This is a genomic window from Roseateles sp. (assembly GCF_047654785.1).
GTDB lineage: Bacteria > Pseudomonadota > Gammaproteobacteria > Burkholderiales > Burkholderiaceae_C > Pelomonas.
In genome coordinates, this window is sequence record NZ_JASGKQ010000001.1 from 886,576 (window position 1) to 910,023 (window position 23,448).

A 23,448-nucleotide genomic window follows, 5' to 3' on the forward strand; every position below is an offset into this window, starting at 1 on the left:
AGCCGCAGGCCCTGTCGGGCGCTGCGGCTGCATCGGCCGGGGGCGGGCCTTACTTGAACAAGTCCTTGACCCGGTCCGTCCAGGTCTTGGCGTTCGGCGAGTGCTTCTCGCCGCCCTTCTTCAGCGAGTCGTCCAGCTCCTTGAGCAGTTTGCGCTGGTGCTCGGTGAGCTTCACCGGCGTCTCCACGGCGATGTGGCAGTACAGGTCGCCGGGGTAGCTGCTGCGCACGCCCTTGATGCCCTTGCCGCGCAGGCGGAAGGTCTTGCCGTGCTGCGTGCCCTCGGGCAGTTCGATCTCGGCCTTGCCGCCCAGCGTCGGCACCTCGATGCTGCCGCCCAGCGCGGCGGTGACCAGGGACACCGGCATCGTGCAATGCAGGTCGTCGCCGTCGCGTTCGAAGATGTCGTGCGGCTTGATGCGGATCTCGATGTAGAGGTCGCCCGCCGGGCCGCCGTTCACGCCGGGCTCGCCGTTGCCCGCCGAGCGGATGCGCATGCCCTCGTTGATGCCGGCCGGGATCTTGACCTCCAGCGTCTTCTGCTTCTTGACCTTGCCCTGGCCGTTGCAGCTGGTGCAGGGGTCGGGAATGATCTTGCCGCTGCCGTGGCAGTGCGGGCAGGTCTGCTGGATGCTGAAGAAGCCCTGGCGCATGTGCACCGTGCCGGAGCCGCCGCAGGAGCCGCAGTTCTTGGCGCTGGTGCCGGGCTTGGCGCCCGAGCCGCCGCAGCTCTCGCAGCTCTCCCAGCTGGGGATGCGGATTTGCGTTTCCTTGCCGCGCGCGGCTTCCTCCAGCGTGATCTCCATCGCATAGCTGAGGTCGCTGCCGCGGTAGACCTGCTGGCCGCCCTGGCCGCCGCGCCGGCCGCCCTGGCCGCCGAAGATGTCGCCGAAGATGTCGCCGAAGGCCTCGGCGAAGCCGCCGAAGCCTTCCGCGCCCGCGCCGCCGCGGCCGGCGCCCATGTTGGGGTCCACGCCGGCATGGCCGTACTGGTCGTAGGCCGCGCGCTTCTGCGCGTCGGTGAGCATCTCGTAGGCCTCCTTGGCCTCCTTGAACTTCTCCTCGGCGGCCTTGGCCCCGTCGCCCTGGTTGCGGTCGGGGTGGTACTTCATGGCCAGCTTGCGGTAGGCCTTCTTGATGTCGTCCTCGCTCGCGTTCTTGGCGACGCCGAGGACTTCGTAGTAATCGCGCTTGGAAGCCATGCTCGTTCTCTTCAAACAGCAAAGGCCCGGGGCGTCGTCAGGGGCGCTCCCGGGCCGTCGTCATCGGGGGCTTACTTGCCGTCCTTGACTTCCTTGAACTCGGCGTCCACGACGTTGTCGTCGGCCGGGCGGGCATCGGCCTGCGGCGCCGCCTGGGGCTGCTCGGCAGCACCGGCGGCGGCCGCGCCGGCGGCCTGCTGGTCGGCGTAGAGCTTCTCGCCGAGCTTCTGGCTGGCGGTCATCAGCGCCTCGGTCTTGGCCTCGATCGCGGCCTGGTCGTCGCCCTTGATGGCTTCTTCCAGCTCCTTGGCGGCGGCCTCGATCTTGTCCTTCTCGCCGGCGTCGAGCTTGTCGCCATGCTCGGCCAGGGACTTGCGCACGCTGTGGACCAGGCCGTCGGCCTGGTTGCGGGCCTGCACCAGCTCGACCTTCTTCTTGTCCTCGGCGGCGTTGGCCTCGGCGTCCTTCACCATCTTCTCGATCTCGGCCTCGGACAGGCCCGAGTTCGCCTTGATGGTGATCTTGTTCTCCTTGCCGGTGCCCTTGTCCTTGGCGCCGACGTGCAGGATGCCGTTGGCGTCGATGTCGAAGCTGACCTCGATCTGCGGCACGCCGCGCGGCGCCGGCGGGATGCCTTCGAGGTTGAACTCGCCCAGCGACTTGTTGGCCTGCGCCAGCTCGCGCTCGCCCTGGTAGACCTTGATCGTCACGGCCGGCTGGTTGTCGTCGGCCGTCGAGAAGGTCTGCGAGAACTTGGTCGGGATGGTCGTGTTCTTCTTGATCATCTTGGTCATCACGCCGCCGAGCGTCTCGATGCCGAGCGACAGCGGGGTGACGTCCAGCAGCAGCACGTCCTTGCGCTCGCCGCCCAGCACCTGGCCCTGGATGGCGGCGCCGACGGCGACGGCCTCGTCCGGGTTCACGTCCTTGCGCGGCTCCTTGCCGAAGAACTCCTTGACCTTCTCCTGCACCTTGGGCATGCGGCTCATGCCGCCGACCAGGATCACGTCGTCGATGTCGGCGACCGACACGCCGGCATCCTTGATGGCGGTGCGACAGGGCGCGATGGTGCGCTCGATCAGCTCATCGACCAGCGACTCCAGCTTGGCGCGGGTCAGCTTGACGTTCAGGTGCTTCGGGCCGGACGCGTCCGCCGTGATGTAGGGCAGGTTGACGTCGGTCTGCGACGAGTTGGACAGCTCGATCTTGGCCTTCTCGGCGGCTTCCTTCAGGCGCTGCAGCGCCAGCACGTCCTTGGTCAGGTCGACGCCCTGTTCCTTCTTGAACTCGGTGACGATGTAGTCGATGACGCGCTGGTCGAAGTCCTCGCCGCCGAGGAAGGTGTCGCCGTTGGTGGACAGCACCTCGAACTGCTTCTCGCCGTCCACGTCGGCGATCTCGATGATGGACACGTCGAAGGTGCCGCCGCCGAGGTCATAGACGGCGATCTTGCGGTCGCCCTTGCCGTGCTTGTCCAGGCCGAAGGCCAGCGCCGCGGCGGTGGGCTCGTTGATGATGCGCTTGACGTCCAGGCCGGCGATGCGGCCGGCGTCCTTGGTGGCCTGGCGCTGCGCGTCGTTGAAGTAGGCCGGCACCGTGATGACGGCCTCGGTCACTTCCTCGCCGAGGTAGTCCTCGGCGGTTTTCTTCATCTTGCGCAGCACCTCGGCGCTGACCTGCGGCGGCGCGAACTTCTTGCCGCGCACTTCCACCCAGGCGTCGCCGTTGTCGGCGGGCGCGATGGTGTAGGGCATCAGGTCGATGTCCTTCTGCACTTCCTTCTCGGTGAACTTGCGGCCGATCAGGCGCTTCACCGCGTACAGCGTGTTCTTGGGGTTGGTGACCGACTGGCGCTTGGCCGAGGCGCCGACGAGGATCTCGCCGTCCTCCTGGTAGGCAATGATGGACGGCGTGGTGCGCGCGCCCTCGGCGTTCTCGATCACGCGGGTCGTGTTGCCCTCCATGACCGCGACGCACGAGTTCGTGGTGCCGAGGTCAATGCCGATGATCTTTCCCATTTGTGTTGCTCCTGGTGAATGCTTGGATGCTTCGAATCTGTGGATAACCCGGCCGCCTTCAAGGGGCGCGGGCTGTGAATCAGTGCGGACGGGGCCTGTCGCTGCGCGCCCAGGCCTGCCCCCAGGCCGTCAGCGAGGCGCGGCGACCGTCACGAGCGCCGGGCGCAGCACGCGGTCGGCGATCAGGAAGCCCTTTTGCAGCACCGTGACCACGGTGTTGGCCTCCTGGTCCGCCGGCACCACGGAGATGGCCTGGTGCTGGTGCGGGTCGAACTTCGCGGCGGCGGCCGGGTTGATCTCGACGACCTTGTTGCGCTCCAGCGCGCTGGCGAGCTGGCGGCGCGTGGCGTGCACGCCTTCCAGCACCACTTCGACGGCGGCGCCCGGCGTGGCGATGGCGCCGTCCAGGCTGTCCATCACCGGCAGCATGGCCTCGGCGAAGCTTTCCACGGCGAACTTGCGGGCCTTGGCGAGGTCCTCCTCGGCGCGGCGGCGGGTGTTCTCCACCTCGGCCTTGGCGCGCAGGTAGGCGTCGCTCATCTCGGCCAGCCGGCCTTCCAGCTCGGCGATCTTGATCTCGGGGTTCAGTTCGGCGGCCGTGGGCTCGGGGGCGGCGGCCGCGTCTTCGGGCAGGGGATGTTCGGTCGTCATGGCATGAAAAAGCGGGTTCGCGCCCGAGATGGGGCGCGATGCCCTGGTTTCAAGAGGGGGATTTGCAGCGAATGTTGCAGGCCGCGCCGGTGCCTGGGCTACAGCCAGTTCTCCACCGCCAGGCCGGGGATGCGGCCGAACTCGCGCATGTTGTCCGTCACCAGCGTCAGGCCCAGCGCGCGGGCATGGGCGGCGATCAGCAGGTCGTTGAGGCCGATGGGCTGGCCCGCCGCCTCCAGGTCCGCGCGGATGCCGCCGTAGGCGCAGTCGGCCGGCAGGTCCAGCGGCAGCACGGGGATCGCCGCCAGCACCCCGTCGACCTTGGCCTGCAGCCGGGGCGAGCCCTTCTTGGCGCAGCCGTAGCGCAGTTCCGCCGCCACGATGATGCTGGTGCAGACCTCCCGGGCGCCGACCTGCTCGACGTGCCGCGCCGCCGCGCCGTCCGGGTTGCGGATCAGGTCGCTGAGGATGTTGGTGTCCAGCAGGTAGCGGCTCAAAAGATGTCCTCCGGCCGGGCGGGCGTGTCGGCGATGGCCGGGAGGTGGTCCTCGGGCGGCAGCGGCGCTTCCTGGCGCCAGGCGGCCAGCAGTTCGACGATGTCGCGGGGCCCGGTGACCGGCTCGATGATGAGGCGGCCGCCCTCGCGGTGGATCAGCACCCGGTCTCCCTGCAGCTCGAACTCGGCGGGGATGCGCACCGCCTGGCTGCGGTTGTTGCGGAACAGCTTGGCTTCGCGCGGGCGGGAGGTGCTGGAGGGCGTGGGCATGGCGGGCTCCGGTGACATATGCAAATTGTATATGCCAACTCCGGCGCCCCACCCGGGCATCAATCGCCGTCGGTGTCGTCCAGCGACGCCGACCAGCGGTCCCACGCGGTCAGGCGGCGGCGGTCCTGCTTGGTCGGCCGGCCCTGCGCGATGGTCGCGGCCGGCTCGGGCGCCAGCCGGCGCGCCTCGGCAGCGGCCTCGCGGGCGGTGATGCTGGCCGCCGTCTCGGCGTACAGCAACTGCGCCTGCGGCGCCGGCCCGCGCTGGTGGGACAGGCCCTTGACCTCCACCTCGCGCGTCACCGCGCCGATGCGCAGGCTCAGCACGTCGCCCGGCTTCACGTCCCGCGCCGGCTTGACCGGCACGCCGCCGATGCGCACGCGGCCGAGGTTGATCTCGTCCACGGCCAGCGCGCGCGTCTTGTAGAAGCGCGCGGCCCAGAGCCATTTGTCCAGGCGCATGCCGGCGGGGGCCTGGCTCATGGGCGCCCCCTTGGGCTGGTGGCCGGCAAGCCGTGCTTGCAACCGCGCGGGTGTGGCACAGGGGGGCTCATGCCGGCCAGCCCTGCAGGTGGGCCTGCGCCAGCGCCGCCAGCGCGCGGATGTGGGCCGGGTGGTCGTTCAGGCAGGGGATGTAGCCGAAGCGCCGGCCGCCCGCGCGCAGGAAGGCGTCGCGCGCCTCCTGGGCGATCTCCTCCAGCGTCTCCAGGCAGTCGGCCGCGAAGCCGGGGCAGACGACATCGACGGACTGGAGGCCGCCCTGCGCCAGCTGCACGAGGCTGGGCTCGGTGTAGGGCTGCAGCCACCGGGCCTTGCCGAAGCGGCTCTGGAAGGTCAGCAGCCATTCGCCGTCCTTCAGCCCCAGTGCGTCGGCCAGCAGGCGGCCGGTGGCCAGGCATTCGCCGTGGTAGGGGTCGCCCAGGCGCTGCGTGCGCTCGGGCATGCCGTGGAAGCTCATGACCAGCTTCTCGCCGCGGCCCTCGCGCTGCCAGTGCTCGCGCACGGTCTGGGCGAGCGCGGCGATGTAGCCGGCGTCATCGTGGTAGCGGTTGACGAAGCGCAGCTCGGGCAGGTGGCGGGTGCGCAGCGCCCAGCGGGCCACGTCGTCGATGACGCTGGCCGTCGTCGCGCCCGAGTACTGCGGGTAGGCCGGCAGCACCAGCACGCGGCGCACGCCGTCGCGCTGCAGCGCGTCCAGCGTCTGGCGGATGGCGGGCTCGCCATAGCGCATCGCCACGGCCACCCGCACGCGCAGGCCGCGCTCGCCGAGCAGGCCCTGCAGCAGCCGGGCCTGCCGGTCCGTCCACAGCTTCAGCGGCGAGCCCTCGGGCGTCCAGACGGTGGCGTACTTGGCGGCCGACCGGGCCGGCCGCACGCGCAGGATGATGCCGTGCAGGATCGGTGCCCAGGCGAGCCGGGGGATCTCGACGACGCGCGGGTCGGCCAGGAACTGGGCCAGGTAGCGGCGCAGCGCCGGGGCGGTGGGCGCGTCGGGGCTGCCGAGGTTGCACAGCAGCACGGCGGTTTCGGGGGCCGCGCGCGGCGGCGGTTCGGGGGCGAGGCTCATCAACGGCGGGAGCGCGGGCCGCCGAAGCACTGCGGCTCGGTGTCAGCGAAGTGGAGCACCTCGAAGCGCACGATGGGCGACTGTTCGTCGCTGGGCGGGCCGCCCAGGCCGATGACGCCGCTGCCGTGCAGCGTGCAGCTGCCGCGTTTGAGGCTGAGCAGTTCGCCGGAATCGCCGAAGCGCACGTAGGTGCCGTTGTAGGACAGGTCGGTCAGCTGGAAGCTGCTGCCCTGCCGGTCGATGCGGGCGTGCGAGCGCGACACGCGCGCGTCGGTGATGCAGTAGGTGGCCTGCACGCTGCGCCCCAGCACGATGGGCATGGCGCCGATGTCGAACACGCGGTCCAGGTCCTGCCAGATCAGGCGCATGCCGTCGGGCTCGATGGAGCGCATGGGCTCGCCGAACTGCGTCGCGGCCGCGTCGGCGCCGGGCAGCGGCGCGGCGTCCAGGCGGTAGACGTGCACCGGCTCCGCGCGGCCGCGCACCGAGATGCGGTCCAGGCTGCGGAAGCGGCCCTTGGAGGCGTGGTGCAGGCCGGCGAGCACCTCGTCGGTGATCAGGGTCTCGCCGTCGCCGGCATGGTCGATGAGGCGGGCGGCCACGTTGACCGCGTCGCCGAAGCAGTCGCCGTTGAGCTCCACCACCTCGCCGCGCGCCAGCCCGACCTGCAGCCGCAGCGCCAGCAGCGCCGGGTGGTTCTGCCGCCGCGCGCGCTGCACGGTGCGCTCCAGCATGTCCTGCATGCGCTGGGCGGCGCGCACGCCGTCGCGCGGCGTCTCGAACGCGGCCATCAGGCCGTCGCCCAGCGTCTTGATCAGGTGGCCGCCGCTTTCCAGCACGGCTTCGCTGACCTGTCCCACGGTCTGCGTGACCATGGCGCTGGCCTCGGCGTTGCCGAGGGCCTCGTACAGCCCGGTGCTGCCACGCAGGTCAGCGAAGAGGACGGTGCGCTCGCGGATCGCGGTCATGGCAGAAGTTTAAGGGCGTGAAAAAGGCCGGCAGGGCCGGCCTTCATCACCGTCTTGTCCGCCGTTTGTGCCCCGCCTTGCTGCGCAAGTCGGGGCGCAAACTCCGTGCGGCCTGCAGGCAGCCCGCACCGCCTGGCGGCGGCCACGTCCCCGGCCAACCTTTACAGGTTGTCCAGGTACGTGCGGAGTTTGTCGCTGCGGCTCGGGTGCTTGAGCTTGCGGATCGCCTTGGCCTCGATCTGGCGGATGCGTTCGCGCGTCACGTCGAACTGCTTGCCCACTTCCTCCAGCGTGTGGTCGCTCTGCATCTCGATGCCGAAGCGCATGCGCAGCACCTTGGCCTCGCGCGGGGTCAGCGAGTCGAGGATGTCCTTCACCACGTCGCGCAGGCCGGCCTGCATTGCCGCCTCGATGGGCGCGGTGTTGTTGGTGTCCTCGATGAAGTCGCCCAGGTGGCTGTCGTCGTCGTCGCCGATCGGCGTTTCCATGGAGATCGGCTCCTTGGCGATCTTCATGATCTTGCGGATCTTGTCCTCGGGGATCTCCATCTTCTCGGCCAGCGTCGGCGCGTCCGGCTCGTAGCCGAACTCCTGCAGGTGCTGGCGCGAGATGCGGTTCATCTTGTTGATCGTCTCGATCATGTGCACCGGGATGCGGATGGTGCGCGCCTGGTCGGCGATCGAGCGCGTGATGGCCTGGCGGATCCACCAGGTCGCATAGGTCGAGAACTTGTAGCCGCGGCGGTACTCGAACTTGTCCACCGCCTTCATCAGGCCGATGTTGCCTTCCTGGATCAGGTCGAGGAACTGCAGGCCGCGGTTGGTGTACTTCTTCGCGATGGAGATCACCAGGCGCAGGTTGGCCTCGATCATTTCCTTCTTCGCGTCACGAGAGGCCTTCTCGCCCTCGTTCATCTTCTTGTTGATGTCCTTGAGGTCGTCCAGCGGCACGACGGCCTTGGCCTGGATGTCGATCAGCTTCTGCTGCAGCTCCTGCACCGGCGGCAGGTTGCGGCTCAGGATGGCGCTGTAGTGCTTGCCGGCCGCCACTTCCTTCTCGGCCCACTTCAGGTTCAGGGCGTTCGGCGGGAAGGTCTTGATGAAGTGTTCCTGCGGCATGCCGCACTTGTCGACGACGATCTTGCGCAGCTCGCGCTCGTAGCGGCGCACGTCGTCCACCTGGCTGCGCAGGATGTCGCACAGCTTCTCGATGGTCTTGACCGTGAAGCGGATCGTCATCAGCTCGCCGCTGATGGCCTGCTGCGCCTTGTTGTAGGCGGGCGACTTGTAGCCCTCCTTCTCGAACGCCTTGCGCATCTTGTCGAAGCTGGTGCTCATCGAGTCCAGCTTCACCAGCGCGGCGTTCTTCAGCTCTTCGAGCTTCTTGGTCAGCGCCTTGGAGCCGCCGTTGCCGTCGTCGTCGTCTTCCTCGTCGAACTCGTCGAAGTCTTCCTCGGCCACGTAGTCGTCGGCCTCGTCCTCGGCGACGAAGCCGTCCACCACGTCGGAGATCTGCATCTCGCCGGCGCGGATCTTGGTCGCGTACTCGAGGATGTGGGCGATGGTCGTCGGCGAAGCCGAGATCGCCAGCATCATGGCCTGCAGGCCGCCTTCGATGCGCTTGGCGATCTCGATCTCGCCTTCACGGGTCAGCAGCTCGACCGTGCCCATCTCGCGCATGTACATGCGCACCGGGTCGGTCGTGCGGCCGAACTCGGAGTCCACGGTGGACAGCGCGGCCTCGGCGGCTTCCTCGGCCTCTTCCTCGGTGGACGTGGCCGTCGTGTTGCCCTGGATCAGCAGCGTCGCGGCGTCGGGCGCCTGCTCGTAGACCGCGATGCCCATGTCGTTGAGCATGGAGATGATGGCCTCGAGGATTTCCTCGCTGACCAGCTTCTCGGGCAGGTGGTCGTTGATTTCCTGGTGCGTCAGGAAGCCACGCGTCTTGCCCATCTTGATCAGGGTCTTCAGCTCGGTGCGGCGCTTGAGGGCCTCCTCCTCGGTCAGCGCCGTTTCTTCCAGGCCGAACTCGCGCATCAGCGCGCGTTCCTTGGCGCGGCTGACCTTCATGCGCAGCGGCTTGGCCTTGACGACCTCTTCCGTGGTCGCTGCCGCCGCCGCCGGCTCTTCCGCTTCCGGCTCCTCGCCCTCGATCTCGGCGTCGATGTCGGAGAAGTCCTCGTCGTCCTCGGCGTCCTTCTTGCCGGCCTTCTTGGGCGTGGTTTCCGCCTTGGGCTTGCGGCCGCGCTTGGGCTTGTCGTCCTCGGCGGCCTTGGCCGTCTTGGCGGCCGGCTTGGCTGCCGCCGCCTTGGCGGTCTTGGCGGGCGCTTCGGCCGCGGCCTTGGCGGCCGGCTTCTTCTTGGGCTCTTCGGCGGCGGCGGGGCTGGCCTTGGTCGCGGTCTTCTTGGCGGTCATGCAGGTCCTTCGAGGGGGTTGCGCGGGTCAATTCGGAAATGCAGCAGCCACCGCGACCGGCCCGGGCCGGTCGTCAAGGCCGGCGGGGCGTGGTGGCGGTGGCTTTCGTCGCCAGGGTTTCGGTGAGGGACCCCGGCGTGGCGCGAACAAGCTGGCGTGATCGTTTGGCGTGCAGAGGTGGCGGATGTGGTGGCCTTCAAAACCTGTGCGGTTGCCCTGTGTCGCAGGGTGGCCGGGCCCGGCATCGCTCTGCCGTCACTCTTGTTGACGCGCGCGGAAAACGGCGGATTGTCTACCAGATCGACCCGCAGGTCAAAGCCGCCCCGGCGGCACGCCATGGCGCTCGCGCAGCCGGGCCAGCGCCTCCAGCGCGCGGCGGCGCTCGTCGTCGGTGGCGCCGTTGCCGTCCGGCAGCGCCGTGGGCGCGCGGCTGTGCAGCGCGGCGATGGCGCGGGCCAGGTCGCCGGCGGGGTCGTCCTCCTCGATGCCCAGGCCCTGCGTCGGCCGCACCAGGCGCTGCACGGCGTCGGCGAAGCCGTCCGCCGCCAGCCCGGCCTGCACCACGGCCCAGGGGCTGGCGCCATGGTGGGTGAGGTGGCGCTCCAGCCAGTGGACCAGGTCGCCGTGCGTGCCGGGCAGGTCGTGCAGCAGGCCGCGGTCCTCGTCGGCCAGCGTCTCCCACAGCGCGCTGTGCTGCAGCAGCAGGCGGACGGCGTGGTCGGTGGGCGTCGGCGGCGCCGTGCGCGGGCCGGCGGGGCGGGGGCCGTCGTCGCGGCCGCGGCGCTTCCAGTCCTGCCATTCCCCTTTGGGCTTCCAGGCCGTCCGGGGCTGCCAGCGCGGCCGGTCGGCCGGGGCCTCGGCGGGCGGCGCGGCGCCCGCCGGCTCGCCCAGCCACAGCGCTTGCAGCTCCGCCTCGGGCATCTGCCCCTGGCGGGCGATCTCGCCCAGCAGTTGGCGGCGCAGCAGGCCGTCCGGCAGCAGGCTCCACAGCGGGCGGGCCTGGTTGAGCATGCGGGCGCGGCCTTCCGGCGTGCCGAGGTCGCAGCCGTCGCCGGCCACGGCGATCAGCTGGCGCGACAGCGGCACGGCGCCGTCGATGCAGCGCTCGAAGGCCTCGGCGCCGAGCGCGCGGACATAGGAGTCGGGGTCGTGCTCGGGCGGCAGGAACAGGAAGCGCACGGTGCGCGTCTCGGTGGCATGGGGCAGGGCGGCCTCCAGCGCGCGGGCGGCGGCGCGGCGGCCGGCGGCGTCGCCGTCGAAGCTGAACACCACCGACTCGGTGAAGCGGAACAGCTTGTGTACATGCTCGGCCGTGCAGGCCGTGCCCAGCGTGGCCACCGCGTTGCCGAAGCCGTGCTGGGCCAGCGCGACGACGTCCATGTAGCCCTCCACGACCAGCGCATGGCCGCGCTGGCGCATCGCCTGGCGGGCCTCGAACAGGCCGTACAGCTCGCGGCCCTTGACGAACACCGGCGTCTCGGGCGAGTTCAGGTACTTGGGCTCGCCCCGGTCCAGCACGCGGCCGCCGAAGCCGATCACCTCGCCCTGCACGCTGCGGATGGGGAACATCACGCGGTCGCGGAAGCGGTCATACCTTTTCGCCCCCCGGCCGTCGGCGGGGTGCGGCCCGGTGCCCGGCGCGTGCCGCCCGTCCTCGCCGGGCTCGGCGTCCGGCGTGATGACGAGGCCGGCCTCGACCAGCTGCGGGTCGTCGTAGGCCGGGAAGCCGCTGGCCAGCGCGCGCCAGCCCTCGGGCGCATAGCCCAGGCCGAAGCGCGCGGCGATCTGGCCGGTCAGGCCGCGGCCCTTCAGGTAGGCGACGGCGCGCTCGGATTTGCGCAGCTGCGCCTTGTAGAAGTCCGCCGCGCGGGCCAGCACGTCGGTCAGGCTCTGCTGGCGGGCCTTCTCGGCCTTGGCGCGCTCGCGCTGCTCGGGGCTGCGCTCGTCCTGCGGCACCACCATGCCGACCTGCTGGGCCAGGTCTTCCACGGCCTCGATGAAGCCGGCGCCGGTGTGCTCCATCAGGAAGCCGATCGCGTTGCCGTGCACGCCGCAGCCGAAGCAGTGGTAGGTCTGGCGGCTCGGGCTGACGATGAAGCTGGGCGATTTCTCGCCGTGGAAGGGGCACAGGCCCTTGTGGTTGATGCCGGCCTTCTTCAGGTCCACGTGGCGGCCCACCACGTCGACGATGTCGACGCGGGCCAGCAGGTCGTGGATGAAGCCGGGCGGGATCACGCCGGCAGTTTAAGGAGGGGCGGGCGCGCGGGCCTGCAGCCGGGCCGCCCAGTCGCGCCGCGCGGGCCCGGCCAGCCAGTCCGCCAGCGCGTCGGGCGGCATGGCGGCGGCGATGCCGTGGCCCTGGCCCAGCCGGCAGCCCAGGCGCAGCAGCTCGCGGGCGTGGGCGCGGCTTTCCACGCCCTTGGCCAGCACGGCGCAGCCGATGTTGCGCGCCAGGCCGATGACGCTCTCCACCAGCGACAGGTCGCGCGCGTCGCCCAGCATGCCCTGCACATAGCTGCGGTCGAGCTTGAGGGTGTCGACGCTGAGCTGCTTCAGCGCCGCCAGCCGCGAGTAGCCGGCGCCGAAGTCGTCCAGCGCGACGCCCACGCCCAGCGCCTGGCAGCGCTGGATCAGGGCCTGCGCGGCGTCGGTCTCGGCCAGCGCGTCGGCCTCCGGCAGGTCCAGCTGCAGCAGCCGGGCCACCTCGGGCGGCTGGCGCTGCAGCAGCTCTTGCAGCCGCTGCGGGAAGTCCGGCCGGCGCAGCTGGCGGGCGCCGACGTTGACGCTGACCGGCAGGCCGTGGCCGTTCCCGCCGTCGATGCCGCGGCGCCGCCAGGCGGCCGCCTGCCCCAGCGCCTCCTCGATGACCCAGTCGCCCACCTGCACCGCCAGGCCGCTGCCGGCCATCGCCGGCAGGAAGTGCGCCGGCGTCAGCAGGCCGCGCTCCGGGTGCTGCCAGCGCAGCAGCGCCTCCACGCCGGCCACCTGGCCGGTGCGCAGGTCGATCTGCGGCTGGTAGTGCAGCAGCAGCTCGCCGCCGTCCAGCGCGCGCTGCAGGCGGGCCAGCGCGATCAGGTCGGCCTCGTCGCGCGGGGCCAGCGCCGGGTCGTGGAACTGCGCGCTGCCGCGCCGCGCGCCCTTGGCCCGGTACAGCGCATGGCCGGCGTGGCGCAGCAGGGTCTCGGGGTCGGCCTCGTCCTGCGGGTAGAGCGTGGCGCCGATGCTGGCGCCGATCTCCAGCACCAGGCCGTCGCCGACGCGGCTCTCGCGCAGCGCCACCGGCATGGACAGCACGGCCAGCAGCCGCGCGGTGGCGCGCTGCGCCTCCTCGGGCGTCTGCACGCGCATCAGCACCGCGAACTCGTCGCCGTGCAGCCGGGCGAGGTGGTCGGTCGCGTCGGGCCAGGCGCCGCGCGCGCCGCGCAGCGTGGCCTGCAGCCGGCTGCCGAGCTGCCGCAGCACGGCGTCGGCCACCGCCGGGCCGTGCGCGGCGTTGACGCCGGCGAAGTCGTCCAGGTCGACGATGGCCACGACCAGCCGGCAGCCGTCGCGGCTGGCGGCGGCGAGGGACTGCCGCAGCAGCCGCATGAACTCGTCGCGGTTGGGCAGGCCGGTGGCGGCGTCGAAGCGCAGGCTGCGCTGCAGCAGTTCCTGCTGGCGCCGCTGCTCGCCCAGGTCCGTCACGCTCAGCAGCCGCCAGCGCGGCGCGACGCCGTCCGGCTCGGGCACCGGGCTGAGGCGGGCGGCGAACACGTGCCGGCCGCCGTCGTCCAGCTCGGCATGCAGCTCGCCGTCCCAGGCCTGGCCAGCGCTCAGCCGCGCATGCAGCGCCGCCGGCTCGTGGCCGCTGCGCTGCAGGTTGGCGGCGCCCAGCGGCGCGGCGGTGCGGCCCACCAGCGCCTCCAGCGGGGTGTGCAGGATCTCGCAGTAGGCGGGGTTGGCCTCGACGACGCGCCACTGCATGTCCAGCAGCGCCAGGCCCTCGCTGGCCTGCCGGAACAGCGCGGCGGACAGGCGCTCGCGCTCCTCGGCGGCATGGCGCCAGCTGACGTCGGCCAGCGTGGCGACGAGGCCGCGGGCGCGGCCCCGGCGGTCGCGCCGCGGCACGTGGGCGCGCAGTTCGTGCCAGCGCCAGTCGCCGCCGTCGGCGGCCAGCCGCAGCGCCAGGCCGAGCTGGTCCTGCCCCGGCGTGGTGAGCAGCTCGCGCAGCGCGGCGCGCACCGCGCCGCGGTCGCGCGGGTGGGCCACGTGGACCCAGTCCAGCGGCGCGCCGCCGCCATGGCCGGCCCCGGCCACGGGCGCGGTCAGCGCCAGCCAGCGCGCCGAGGCATGGCGGTGGCCGTCCGGGAGGCGCCACTCGGCCAGCGCGAAGCCCTGCGCGTCGAGCGCGCGGCGCCAGCCGTTGTGGTCATCGGTCTGGCGGCGGCTCAGCGCGACGATGCACAGCGGCAGCACGGCCAGCGCCGCGCCGCTGGCCCAGGCGGCCGGCGACGCGGGCGCGGTCAGCGCCCACAGCGCCAGCAGCGCGGTGCCCAGGCGCGCGTTGCGGCGCGGCGCGGCCTGCAGCGCGTGCAGGCCCAGCAGCAGCGGCGGCGCCAGCAGCAGGTCGGCCTCGGGCCGCCAGGCCAGCGCCAGTTGCGCGGCGACGGCGGCGGCTGCGAGCAGCCGGCCGGCCCAGCGGCCACCGCGCCGCGGCGGCTGCGAGCTGGCCTGCAGCGCCGTGCCCGCGCTCAGCAGCGCCAGCGCCCAGGCGCCGGCCAGCGCCAGCGCGCCGCCGAGGGCGGCGCTGCGCGGCTGCCCGGCCAGCATCAGCAGGCCGAAGGCGAGCAGCCCGGCCAGCAGCGGCGCGGCGGCGCCCGCCAGCAGCGCGAAGCCCAGCCTGTCGCGCCAGTGGGCGAGCCGGCCGGTGAGGCCGAGCCGGCGCAGCAGCGTGCGGTTCAGCACCGCCGCCAGCAGCGGCAGCGCCAGCACGCCGGCCAGCGGCGCGGTGGCGCCGGCCAGGCCGGCCGATGCCAACCCGCCGCCCGGCAGCAGCGGCGCCAGGCCGCCCAGCAGCAGGCCGGCCATCAGCAGCGGCAGCGCCCAGGCGCCGAGTCGCCACAGGGTCGTCAGCCCGAGTGCCGCCACCAGCAGCGGGATGAACAGCGCGATGGCCGGCAGGGCGGCGGCGGGCTGCGGCAGGCGCAGCGGCGGCGGCAGCGCCGGGCCCGCCAGCGCCCAGGCGGCGGCGAGGCCGACACCCAGGCCGGCCAGCGCGGCCAGGCCGGCATGGCGCAGCCGGCGCCCGCCGCGGCGGGCCCGGATGCGGCGCGGGCCGGGCGGCTGCGTGGCCGGCGGCGGGGCGAGGGGATCGGGGGGCTGGAGGGCCGGGCGGCGGGGCCGCGCGGCGTCGCCGGCGTCGGGGCGCAGCGCCATCGGTCAGGCCGCGGCAGGAACGCCGCGGTGGCGGGGGCCGGACGGCAGGGCGGGGCGCATGCGCCGGAGTTTAGGCGGGTGCCTGTGCCAAAAGAAAAGGGCCACCCAGAAAGGGCGGCCCTGGTTTGCGGGGCGGCCGGCCGCTGCTGCGGCCGATTCCCGCCGGTGCGGGGTTCAGATGGTGAAGTCGGTCAGCTTGGCGCCGCCGGCAATCGCGGCCTTCAGCCATTTGGGTTGCAGGCCGCGGCCGCTCCAGGTTTCGCCGGTGGCCTGGTTGCGATACTTGGCCGCCACCTTGGACACCTTGGCAGGCTTGGCGGTGCGCATGCTGAGGTCGGCCACGGTCAGGCCATATTCGCTCATCAGCGCCTTGACCTTGGCGACCGCTTCGCCGCGCTCGCGCTCCTTGGTTTGGTTGATCTGCTGGTCGAGTGCTTCGCGCTGGGCCAGGAGTTCTTTCAGGGTGGACATGCTGCTATTCCTCTTGCGATTTGACCGGTGAGGCGCCCGACGTTGCGGCGGCGCGGCTCTGGAGACGGCCGGGCGGCTGCCCTGGATTATCTCCGCCCGGTAATTAAATCGCGGACCGGGGATTCAGGCAAGGGTTTTCGTCGGCCGCAGGCTACGGGTTTTCATCCGGTGCGGGCTATTTCAAGGCATTCGCGGGCCTCAGGCCGAGGGCGGCACGTAGCCCGCCACGGCCTCGGCGCCGGTGCCGAAGAAGAATTGCTCGGCCTGACGCATCAGATACTGGCGGGCGCGCAGGTCCGCGAGGTTGAGGCGGTTTTCATTGACCAGCATGGTCTGGTGCTTCATCCAGGCGGCCCAGGCTTCCTTGCTGACGTTTTCCCAGACCCGCTTGCCGAGTTCGGTATGGACGGGGTAGGGCGGGAAGTCCAGGCCCTCGGCTTCCTTCTTCAGATAGGCGCAGTGGATGGTGCGGGGCATGGCGGATCTCCTGGTCACGTGAACGATAAAACGGCCGGCACTGTAGCGTGCCGGCCGTATGGGTGGGCCCGGCGCGGGCTAGTTGAATCTCTTGACCAGCACGAGCGAGCGGCGGTCCCAGTTGTATTTGCGCTTGCGCTCCTCGGGCAGCCATTCGGGGTCGACTTGCTGGAAGCCGCGTTTGATGAACCAGTGCATGGTGCGGGTGGTCAGCACGAAGATGCTGTCCAGGCCCATGGCTTTGGCGCGCTGTTCGATTCGTTTGAGCAGCCGGTCGCCGTCGCCCTGGCCCTGCACTTCGGCGGACACGGTGAGTGCCGCCATTTCCGCGGTGCGGGCGTCGACATAGGGGTACAGCGCCGCGCAGCCGAATATGACGCCGTCGTGCTCGATGACGGTATAGAGCTCGGCGTCGCGCTCGATTTCGGTGCGGCTGCGCTTGACCAGCGTGCCGTCGCGCTCGAAGGGTTCGATCAGCTGGATGATGCCGGCCACGTCGTCCGAGGTGGCTTCGCGCAGGCTTTCCAGCTTCTCGTCCACGACCATGGTGCCGATGCCGTCGTGGGTGTAGACCTCCTGCAGCAGCGCGCCGTCCACCGCGAACGGGATGATGTGCGAGCGCTCCACGCCGGCGCGGCAGGCCTCGGCGCAGTGGCGCAGGTAGAAGGCCACTTCCGTGGGCTGCGGCGCCGGGCCGGCCTTGGCGAGCATGCGGTCGGCGTCGGCCACGGCGAGCTCGGTGTCGATGGGGCTGTCGGGGTCGTCCGGGTTCTCGGGCACGCCGGGCACCTCGCAGACGAACAGCAGCTTGTCGGCCTGCAGCGCGATCGCGGTGGAGGTGGCCACGTCTTCCATGCTCAGGTTGAAGGCCTCGCCGGTGGGTGAGAAGCCGAACGGCGACAGCAGCACGATGGCGCCGATGTCGATGGCGCGCTGGATGGCCGCGCCGTCCACCTTGCGCACCAGGCCGGAGTGCTGGAAGTCCACGCCGTCGACGATGCCCACCGGCCGGGCGGTCAGGAAGTTGCCGGAGACGACGCGCACGGTGGCGTTGGCCATCGGCGTGTTGGGCAGGCCCTGGCTGAACGCGGCCTCGATCTCGAAGCGCAGCTGGCCGGCGGCCTCCTGGGCGCAGTCCAGCGCGACGGCGTCGGTGATGCGGCGGCCGTGGCTGTAGCGCGGCGTCTGGCCCTTGGCGAGCAACTGCTCGTTGACCTGCGGGCGGAAGCCGTGCACCAGCACCAGCTTGATGCCCATGGCGTGCATGATGGCCAGGTCCTGCACGAAGCCGTTGAGCTTGCCGGCGGCGACCAATTCGCCCGGCATGCCGACGACGAAGGTCTCGCCGCGGTAGGCGTGGATATAGGGCGCCACCGAGCGGAACCAGGGCACGAAGGTGTGAGGGAAGACGAGGCCGGTCATGGCGCGGGATTCTCGGGCCTGCGGGACAATCTGGCCTCAATGAATTCAGAACTTCGTGAGAGCCGGCGCGCGCCGGCGCAGGGCCGCTCCCAAGGCGGCGCAGCCCCCTCGGGGGGCAGCTCATCGGCAGATGAGCGTGGGGGCCAACAAGTTCAGCAGCCGGCTCTTTCCATTTCCTTTCCCGAGTCGCTGCCGGTTTCTTCGCGCCGCGACGAAATCGCGCGGGCGCTGCGCGAGCACCAGGTCGTCATCGTCTGCGGCGAGACGGGCTCCGGCAAGACGACGCAGCTGCCCAAGATCGCGCTGGCGATGGGCCGGGGCCGGCTCAACGGCGGCGGGCTGATCGGCCACACCCAGCCGCGCCGCATCGCCGCCAGCAGCGTCGCCAAGCGCATCGCCGAGGAGTTGAAGACGCCGCTGGGCGAGGTGGTCGGCTACAAGGTGCGCTTCCAGGACCGGCTGTCCAAGGGCGCGTCGGTCAAGCTGATGACGGACGGCATCCTGCTGGCCGAGACGCAGAGCGACCCGCTGCTGCGCGCCTACGACACGCTCATCATCGACGAGGCTCACGAGCGCAGCCTGAACATCGACTTTTTGCTCGGCTATCTGCGCGAACTGCTGCCGCGCCGGCCGGACCTGAAGGTCATCGTCACGTCGGCCACGATCGACGCGGAACGCTTTGCGCAGCACTTCGCCTCCGGCAAGGGGCCGGCGCCGGTGCTGATGGTCAGTGGCCGGCTCTACCCGGTCGAGCAGCGCTACCGCCCGTTCGAGGAAAGCCGCGAGTACGACCTGAACAGCGCGATCACCGACGCGGTGGATGAACTCTGGCGCGAGGGTGGCGGCGACGTGCTGGTCTTCCTGCCCGGCGAGCGCGAGATCCGCGAGGCCGCCGAAGCCTTGAGGAAACACCACCCGCCCGGCGTCGAGGTGCTGCCGCTGTTCTCGCGGCTGTCCGAGGCCGAGCAGAACAAGGTGTTCGAGCCGCACGGCCAGCGCCGCATCGTGCTGGCGACCAACGTCGCCGAAACCTCGCTGACGGTGCCCGGCATCCGCTACGTCATCGACCCTGGCCTCGCGCGCGTGAAGCGCTACAGCTACCGCAACAAGGTCGAGCAGCTGCTGATCGAGAACATCAGCCAGGCGGCGGCCAACCAGCGCGCCGGCCGCTGCGGGCGGGTGTCCAACGGCATCTGCATCCGGCTCTACAGCGAGCAGGCGTTCAACGAGCGGCCGAAGTTCACCGACCCGGAAATCCTGCGCAGCAGCCTGGCCGGCGTGATCCTGCGCATGAAGTCGCTGCACCTGGGCGACGTGGAGCGCTTCCCCTTCATCGAGGCGCCGCGCCCCAAGGCCATCGCCGACGGCTATCAGCTGCTGGCCGAACTGGGCGCGGTGGACGACGCCAATGAACTGACCAGCCTGGGGCGCGAACTCTCGCGCCTGCCGCTGGACCCGCGCGTCGGCCGCATGATCCTGGAGGCGCGCTCGCGCCAGGCGCTGACGGAGGTGCTGGTCATCGCGTCCGCGCTGTCCGGCCAGGACGTGCGCGACCGCCCGCAGGAGCAGCAGCAGGCCGCCGACGAGAAGCACAAGAAGTTCGACGACGAGAAGTCGGAGTTCATGGGCTATCTCAAGCTGTGGAAATGGCTGGGCGAGTCGAAAGGCGAAGTTGTTGACCCCCAGGACGCCGCTGTGCGGCGTCCACCCCCCGAGGGGGCTGCGGCATCTCGGGGCGGCCCAGCGATGCCGCGCGGCCACAAGCTCTCGCACCGCAAGCACGAGCAATTGCTGCGCGAGAACTTCGTCAGCCCGCGCCGCGTGCGCGAGTGGCGCGACGTGCATTCGCAGCTGCACACCGTCGTCACCGAGCAGGGCTGGCGGCTCAACCAGAGCCCGGCCACCTACGAGCAGGTGCATTTGTCGATGCTCGCTGGCCTGCTCGGCAACATCGGCTGCAAGAGCGACGACGAGGACTGGTACCTCGGCGCGCGCGGCATCAAGTTCTGGCGCCACCCCGGCGCGCACCTGAGCAAGAAGCCGGGCCGCTGGATCGTCGCGGCCGAGCTGGTCGACACCTCGCGCCTGTATGGCCGCGGCCTGGCCAACATCGAGCCGCAGTGGCTGCCGCCCATCGCCGGCCACCTGATCAAGACGCAGCTGCTGGAGCCGCACTGGGAGAAGAAGGCCGCCGAGGTCGTCGCGCTGGAGCGGGCCACGCTCTACGGCCTCGTGCTGTATTCGGGCAAGCGCGTGAACTTCGGCCGCGTCGATGCGAAGACCGCGCGCGAGATCTTCATCCGCGAGGGCCTGGTCAACGACGAGCTGCCCGAAGACCTCGTGCGGCAACTGCCCTTCATCGCCCACAACCGGCGCCAGATCGCCAAGGTCGAGGCGCTGGAGCACAAGTCGCGCCGCCAGGACGTGCTGGTGGACGACGAGCTGATCCACGCCTTCTACGACCAGCACCTGCCGGCCGAGGTGTACTCCGGCACGACGCTGCTGAAGTGGTGGCGCGAGGCCAGCAAGGCCGAGCCGAAGCTGCTGCACCTGAGCCAGGACGAGCTGATGCGCCACGAGGCCGCGGGCGTCACCAGCGAGGCCTTCCCCAAGGTCATCCGCCTCGGCGGCGTGGATTGCGCGGCGGCCTATCTGCACGAGCCCGGCGACGCGCGCGACGGCCTGACGGTGGCGGTGCCGATCTTCGCGCTCAACCAGGTCAGCGAGGAGCGCGCCGAATGGCTGGTGCCCGGCATGCTGTCGGCCAAGGTCACGGCGCTGCTGAAGAGCCTGCACCAGAAGCCGCGCGCGCGGCTGACGCCGCTGCCGGACTTCGTCGCCGAGTTCATCGAACTGGCCCCCTTCGGCCAGGGCGCACTGGTCGAGGTGCTGCTGAAGGCCGTGCGCGAGCGCACGCAGCTGGCCGTGCAGCGCAACGACTTCAAGCTGGAGCAGCTGCCCGCCCACCTGTTCATGAACTTCCGCGTCGTCGACGAGCATGGCCGCCAGCTCGGCCAGGGCCGGCAGCTCGCCGCGCTGAAGGCGGAGCTGGGCGGGCAGGCGCGCTCGGCCTTCCAGGCGCTGGCGGCGCTGAAGCTGCCGGCCAAGGACGAAGCGCCCCGGCCGGCACCGGCGCCGGTGGCGGGCAAGGGCGTGCGGGCCGAGGTCGTCAAAAAGCCCGAGCCTGCCCGTGACGCGAGCGCCCCCTACACGGACTGGACCTTCGGCGAGCTGCCCGAGCTGCTGGAGGTGCGCAAGGGCGGCCAGACGCTGATCGGCTTCCCGGCGCTGATCGACAAGGGCGCGCACGTCGAGATCGAGGTCTTCGACGAGCCCGGGGTCGCCGCCGCGAAGCACCGCGCCGGCCTGCGCCGCCTCGTCGCGCTGCAGCTCAAGGAGCCGCTGAAGTTCCTGGAGAAGAACATCCCCGACCTGCAGCGCATGTCGGTGCTGTTCATGGGCCTGGGCACGGCCGAGGAGCTGCGCGACCAGGTCATCGCCGTCGCGCTGGAGCGCGCCTTCCTGGCCGACCCGCTGCCGACCGACGCGCCGTCGTTCCGCAAGCGCCTCGACGAGGGCCGCAGCCGCCTGAACCTGATCGCGCAGGAGGTGGCCCGCGCCGCGCACGCCGTGCTGCAGGAGTTCGCCAACGCCAGCCGCAAGCTCAAGGACGCACGCCCGGCCAAGGACGTGGCCGACGACATCGCCGCGCAGCTGCAGCGCCTGGTGCCCAAGCGCTTCGCGCTGGACACGCCGTGGCCGCAGCTGCAGCACCTGCCGCGCTACCTGAAGGCGGTCACCGGCCGGCTCGACAAGCTGCGCGCCGACCCGGCGCGCGACGCCCGGCTGATGGCCGAGGTGCGGCCGCTGGAGCAGCGCTACCTGCGCCGCCTGGCCGAGCTCAAGGGCGTCAGGGACGCGCGGCTGGACGACTTCCGCTGGCAGCTGGAGGAGCTGCGCGTCAGCCTGTTCGCGCAGGAGCTGCGCACGCCGCAGCCGGTCAGCGTGAAGCGGCTGGACAAGGTCTGGAGCCAGCTCAGCGGCTGACGCCGGAAGGCGCGGCGGCGGAAATCCGTCGCATTTCCGGCCCTGCACGCCCCTTCGGGGTGCGCCGGCCTGGGGTCCAATGCGCTTTCCGCCTGTTACAACCCGTCCGCCCCGCACCGTGCCCGAGACCCCGCCGCCCAAGCCGGCCCCGCCGTTGAGAGCCTTCGGCCGCTTCGAGCTGCGCGCCCTGCTGTCCAAGAGCGCGCGCAGCTTGGTCTGGTGCGTGTTCGACCCCGGCGCCGGCCAGGAGCTGCTGCTGTGCATGCCGCGCGAGCGGCCCGGCAGCGCCGCCGCGCTGGAGCAGTGGCTGCGCCAGGCCCGGGCCGGCGCGCGTGTGCAGCATCCCAACGTGGCCGCGGTGTTCGAGATCGGCCAGGTCGAGCACTGGCCCTACGTGGCCTATGAGCGCGCGCTCGGCGAGACGCTGGACGAGCGCCTGGCCCGCCAGCCCGCGCCGCTGCCGCTGGAGGCCGCCGGCTGGGTGGCCCAGTTGCTCGAAGGCCTGGCCTTCGCGCACGAGGCCGGCCAGGCGCACCGCGACCTGCAGGCCGCCGCGATGCTCATCGACGGCGGCGACAAGGTCCGGCTCATCGGCCTGGAGGTGGCGCAGGAAGCGCCCGCCGCCGGCTACGACACCGCCACCCGCCGCGCGGCGCGCGAGTCCGCCGAGGAGGACGTGCTGCGCGCGGGCCTGCTGCTGCACCGCCTGCTCAGCGGCAAGCCGGTGCTCGGGCAGCACGACCTGCACCGGGTCGTGCAGCAGAATCCAGCCCGACGCCCCGCAGGCGGTCCGCGAGATCGTGCGCCTCGGCTGGGAGACGCCCCACCCCATCCCCGACCCGCTGCGCGCCATCTGCAACCGCGCCACCGACCGCCAGCCGCGCCAGCGCTACCAGCTCGCGCGCAGCTTCTGGCGCGCGCTGGATGGCTGGCGCCAGTCCGCCGCCCACGACGACGGCGGCCCGCTGGTGCTGCTGCTGGACAGGCTGCAGCGCATCGGCCACCTGCCCACCACGCTGACCGGCCTGCACCGCTTCACCAGCGGCTCCGGCCTGGAGGCGCAGCACGCCAGCGCGCTGTCCGAGCTGGTGCTGCAGGACATGGCGCTGAGCCTGGAGCTGGTGCGCCGCGTCAACAACGCGCTGCGGCAAAGCGGCCACCAGTCCGGCGATGGCGGCGAGACGGTGCTGAACATGCAGCGCGCCATCCAGATGCTGGGCCTGGACGGTGTGCAGCTGGCTGCCAATGCGCTCAAGCCCTGGCCCGGGCCGCTGGCGCCGGACGCCGCCGCGATGCTGCGGCAGGCCATGGACCGCGTCACCCGGGCCGGGCAGGTCGCGCAGGCGCTGCGCCCGGCGGGCTATGACGCCGAGGTCGTGCAGTTCGTCGCCGTGATGCAGAACCTCGGCCGCCTGCTGCTGCACTACCACTTCCCGGACGATGCGCAGCAGATCCACCAGCTGATGCAGCCGCCCGAGCCCACCGCCGAGCAGCCCCACCCGGCGGCCCTGGGCGAGCAGGCCGCGGCCTACGCCGTGCTGGGCTGCGACCTGGACGCGCTGGGCCAGGCCGTGGCCCGCCACTGGGGCCTGGGCGACGAACTGCTGAAGATGGCCCGCCGCCAGCCGCCGGACGCGCCGGTCCATCCCCCGCGCAGCGACGCCGACAGCATCCGCCTGACCTGCAGCCTGGCCAACGACCTGGTGGACGCCCTCGGTCAGCCCGAACCCCAACGCCGTGCCGGCCTGGAGGCCGCCATGCGGCGCTACGCACGCGCGCTGGGGCTGGGGCCGCGCGAGGTGCTGGAGGCGCTGGAGCCGGGCCGCCAGGCCGCCGGCGCCGAGCCGCCCCAGGCCGACGCCGACGCTGCCGCCTGACCCGGCCGCCGCTGCATCCGCTGTAGGGCCAGTCCCACAACGCGCAGCGCCGCCGGCCGACCGGCGACCCGCCTGCCGTCCGACCGGCACCGGCCCGGGCGCCACGAATACTGCTGCGGCACGCTGCAAAGACCCCGAACCCGCGGCGGCGGGAA

The 23,448-nt window shown here is 71.7% G+C and carries 16 protein-coding genes and 1 pseudogene; 3 read left to right on the forward strand and 14 right to left on the reverse strand.

Translation table 11 applies throughout. The features are described from left to right. Positions 1-49: 49 nt before the first annotated feature. The 14 genes from dnaJ to argA all read right to left on the reverse strand — a co-directional run bounded on the left by dnaJ (position 50) and on the right by argA (position 17,369). Positions 50-1,201: a molecular chaperone DnaJ gene (gene dnaJ, locus QM788_RS04205; RefSeq protein WP_415660200.1), complete on the reverse strand. Its 1,152-nt coding sequence runs from the start codon at positions 1,199-1,201 to the stop codon at positions 50-52. Between the two features lie 71 nt (positions 1,202-1,272). Then, positions 1,273-3,264 (reverse strand): molecular chaperone DnaK, encoded by a 1,992-nt coding sequence (gene dnaK, locus QM788_RS04210; protein WP_415660319.1) that lies wholly within the window; start codon positions 3,262-3,264, stop codon positions 1,273-1,275. An 84-nt stretch (positions 3,265-3,348) separates the two neighbouring features. Beyond that, the gene (grpE, locus tag QM788_RS04215; protein ID WP_415660201.1) at positions 3,349-3,870 is read right to left on the reverse strand and encodes a nucleotide exchange factor GrpE; all 522 of its coding nucleotides are present in this window, start codon (positions 3,868-3,870) and stop codon (positions 3,349-3,351) included. Between the two features lie 98 nt (positions 3,871-3,968). Then, positions 3,969-4,367, reverse strand: coding sequence for a type II toxin-antitoxin system VapC family toxin (locus QM788_RS04220; protein ID WP_415660202.1), 399 nt, complete (start codon positions 4,365-4,367; stop codon positions 3,969-3,971). Continuing rightward, positions 4,364-4,636, reverse strand: a complete 273-nt coding sequence (locus tag QM788_RS04225) for an antitoxin (protein ID WP_415660203.1) — start codon at positions 4,634-4,636, stop codon at positions 4,364-4,366. The genes QM788_RS04220 and QM788_RS04225 overlap by 4 nt, the downstream gene beginning before the upstream one ends. Before the next feature lie 59 nt (positions 4,637-4,695). Further along, positions 4,696-5,118, reverse strand: coding sequence for an RNA-binding S4 domain-containing protein (locus QM788_RS04230; protein ID WP_415660204.1), 423 nt, complete (start codon positions 5,116-5,118; stop codon positions 4,696-4,698). Positions 5,119-5,185: 67 nt separating this feature from the next. Next, positions 5,186-6,202, reverse strand: coding sequence for a ferrochelatase (hemH, locus tag QM788_RS04235; RefSeq protein ID WP_415660205.1), 1,017 nt, complete (start codon positions 6,200-6,202; stop codon positions 5,186-5,188). Next, a complete protein-coding gene (locus QM788_RS04240) occupies positions 6,202-7,170 on the reverse strand; it encodes an adenylate/guanylate cyclase domain-containing protein (RefSeq protein ID WP_415660206.1) in 969 nt (322 codons plus the stop codon). The genes hemH and QM788_RS04240 overlap by 1 nt, the downstream gene beginning before the upstream one ends. Positions 7,171-7,331: 161 nt before the next feature. Then, on the reverse strand, positions 7,332-9,584 hold the full coding sequence (rpoD, locus tag QM788_RS04245; RefSeq protein WP_415660207.1) for an RNA polymerase sigma factor RpoD: 2,253 nt from the start codon (positions 9,582-9,584) through the stop codon (positions 7,332-7,334). A gap of 312 nt (positions 9,585-9,896) precedes the next feature. Further along, positions 9,897-11,819 (reverse strand): DNA primase, encoded by a 1,923-nt coding sequence (locus QM788_RS04250; RefSeq protein ID WP_415660208.1) that lies wholly within the window; start codon positions 11,817-11,819, stop codon positions 9,897-9,899. Positions 11,820-11,828: 9 nt separating this feature from the next. After that, positions 11,829-14,999 carry a putative bifunctional diguanylate cyclase/phosphodiesterase gene (locus tag QM788_RS04255; RefSeq protein WP_415660209.1) on the reverse strand — a complete coding sequence of 1,057 codons (3,171 nt, stop codon included), beginning with the start codon at positions 14,997-14,999 and terminating at the stop codon, positions 11,829-11,831. A gap of 174 nt (positions 15,000-15,173) precedes the next feature. Further along, entirely contained in the window at positions 15,174-15,470 is a 297-nt protein-coding gene (locus tag QM788_RS04260; protein WP_415660210.1) for an H-NS family nucleoid-associated regulatory protein, read from the reverse strand. A 198-nt stretch (positions 15,471-15,668) separates the two neighbouring features. Continuing rightward, entirely contained in the window at positions 15,669-15,947 is a 279-nt protein-coding gene (locus QM788_RS04265) for an oxidative damage protection protein (RefSeq protein WP_415660211.1), read from the reverse strand. Positions 15,948-16,025: 78 nt separating this feature from the next. Continuing rightward, positions 16,026-17,369: an amino-acid N-acetyltransferase gene (gene argA, locus QM788_RS04270; protein WP_415660212.1), complete on the reverse strand. Its 1,344-nt coding sequence runs from the start codon at positions 17,367-17,369 to the stop codon at positions 16,026-16,028. A 39-nt stretch (positions 17,370-17,408) separates the two neighbouring features. On the opposite strand from argA, the gene hrpA reads away from it, so the two are divergent. From hrpA to QM788_RS04285, 3 genes and pseudogenes are all read left to right on the forward strand, one after another. Continuing rightward, positions 17,409-21,416, forward strand: a complete 4,008-nt coding sequence (hrpA, locus tag QM788_RS04275) for an ATP-dependent RNA helicase HrpA (RefSeq protein WP_415660213.1) — start codon at positions 17,409-17,411, stop codon at positions 21,414-21,416. Between the two features lie 262 nt (positions 21,417-21,678). Further along, positions 21,679-21,984 (forward strand): annotated as a pseudogene (locus QM788_RS04280) (protein kinase domain-containing protein); the annotation flags it as partial. A gap of 232 nt (positions 21,985-22,216) precedes the next feature. Continuing rightward, positions 22,217-23,293: an HDOD domain-containing protein gene (locus tag QM788_RS04285; RefSeq protein WP_415660214.1), complete on the forward strand. Its 1,077-nt coding sequence runs from the start codon at positions 22,217-22,219 to the stop codon at positions 23,291-23,293. The last annotated feature ends 155 nt before the right edge of the window (positions 23,294-23,448 follow it).

Bases quoted from the DNA above. Each gene is read 5' to 3' on its own strand.
- grpE (WP_415660201.1), bottom strand. From the start codon at position 3,870: ATGACGACCGAACATCCCCTGCCCGAAGACGCGGCCGCCGCCCCCGAG.
- QM788_RS04230 (WP_415660204.1), bottom strand. From the start codon at position 5,118: ATGAGCCAGGCCCCCGCCGGCATGCGCCTGGACAAATGGCTCTGGGCC.
- rpoD (WP_415660207.1), bottom strand. From the start codon at position 9,584: ATGACCGCCAAGAAGACCGCGACCAAGGCCAGCCCCGCCGCCGCCGAA.
- QM788_RS04260 (WP_415660210.1), bottom strand. From the start codon at position 15,470: ATGTCCACCCTGAAAGAACTCCTGGCCCAGCGCGAAGCACTCGACCAG.
- argA (WP_415660212.1), bottom strand. From the start codon at position 17,369: ATGACCGGCCTCGTCTTCCCTCACACCTTCGTGCCCTGGTTCCGCTCG.
- dnaJ (WP_415660200.1), bottom strand. From the start codon at position 1,201: ATGGCTTCCAAGCGCGATTACTACGAAGTCCTCGGCGTCGCCAAGAAC.
- hemH (WP_415660205.1), bottom strand. From the start codon at position 6,202: ATGAGCCTCGCCCCCGAACCGCCGCCGCGCGCGGCCCCCGAAACCGCC.
- QM788_RS04265 (WP_415660211.1), bottom strand. From the start codon at position 15,947: ATGCCCCGCACCATCCACTGCGCCTATCTGAAGAAGGAAGCCGAGGGC.
- hrpA (WP_415660213.1), top strand. From the start codon at position 17,409: ATGAATTCAGAACTTCGTGAGAGCCGGCGCGCGCCGGCGCAGGGCCGC.
- QM788_RS04255 (WP_415660209.1), bottom strand. From the start codon at position 14,999: ATGGCGCTGCGCCCCGACGCCGGCGACGCCGCGCGGCCCCGCCGCCCG.
- QM788_RS04240 (WP_415660206.1), bottom strand. From the start codon at position 7,170: ATGACCGCGATCCGCGAGCGCACCGTCCTCTTCGCTGACCTGCGTGGC.
- QM788_RS04225 (WP_415660203.1), bottom strand. From the start codon at position 4,636: ATGCCCACGCCCTCCAGCACCTCCCGCCCGCGCGAAGCCAAGCTGTTC.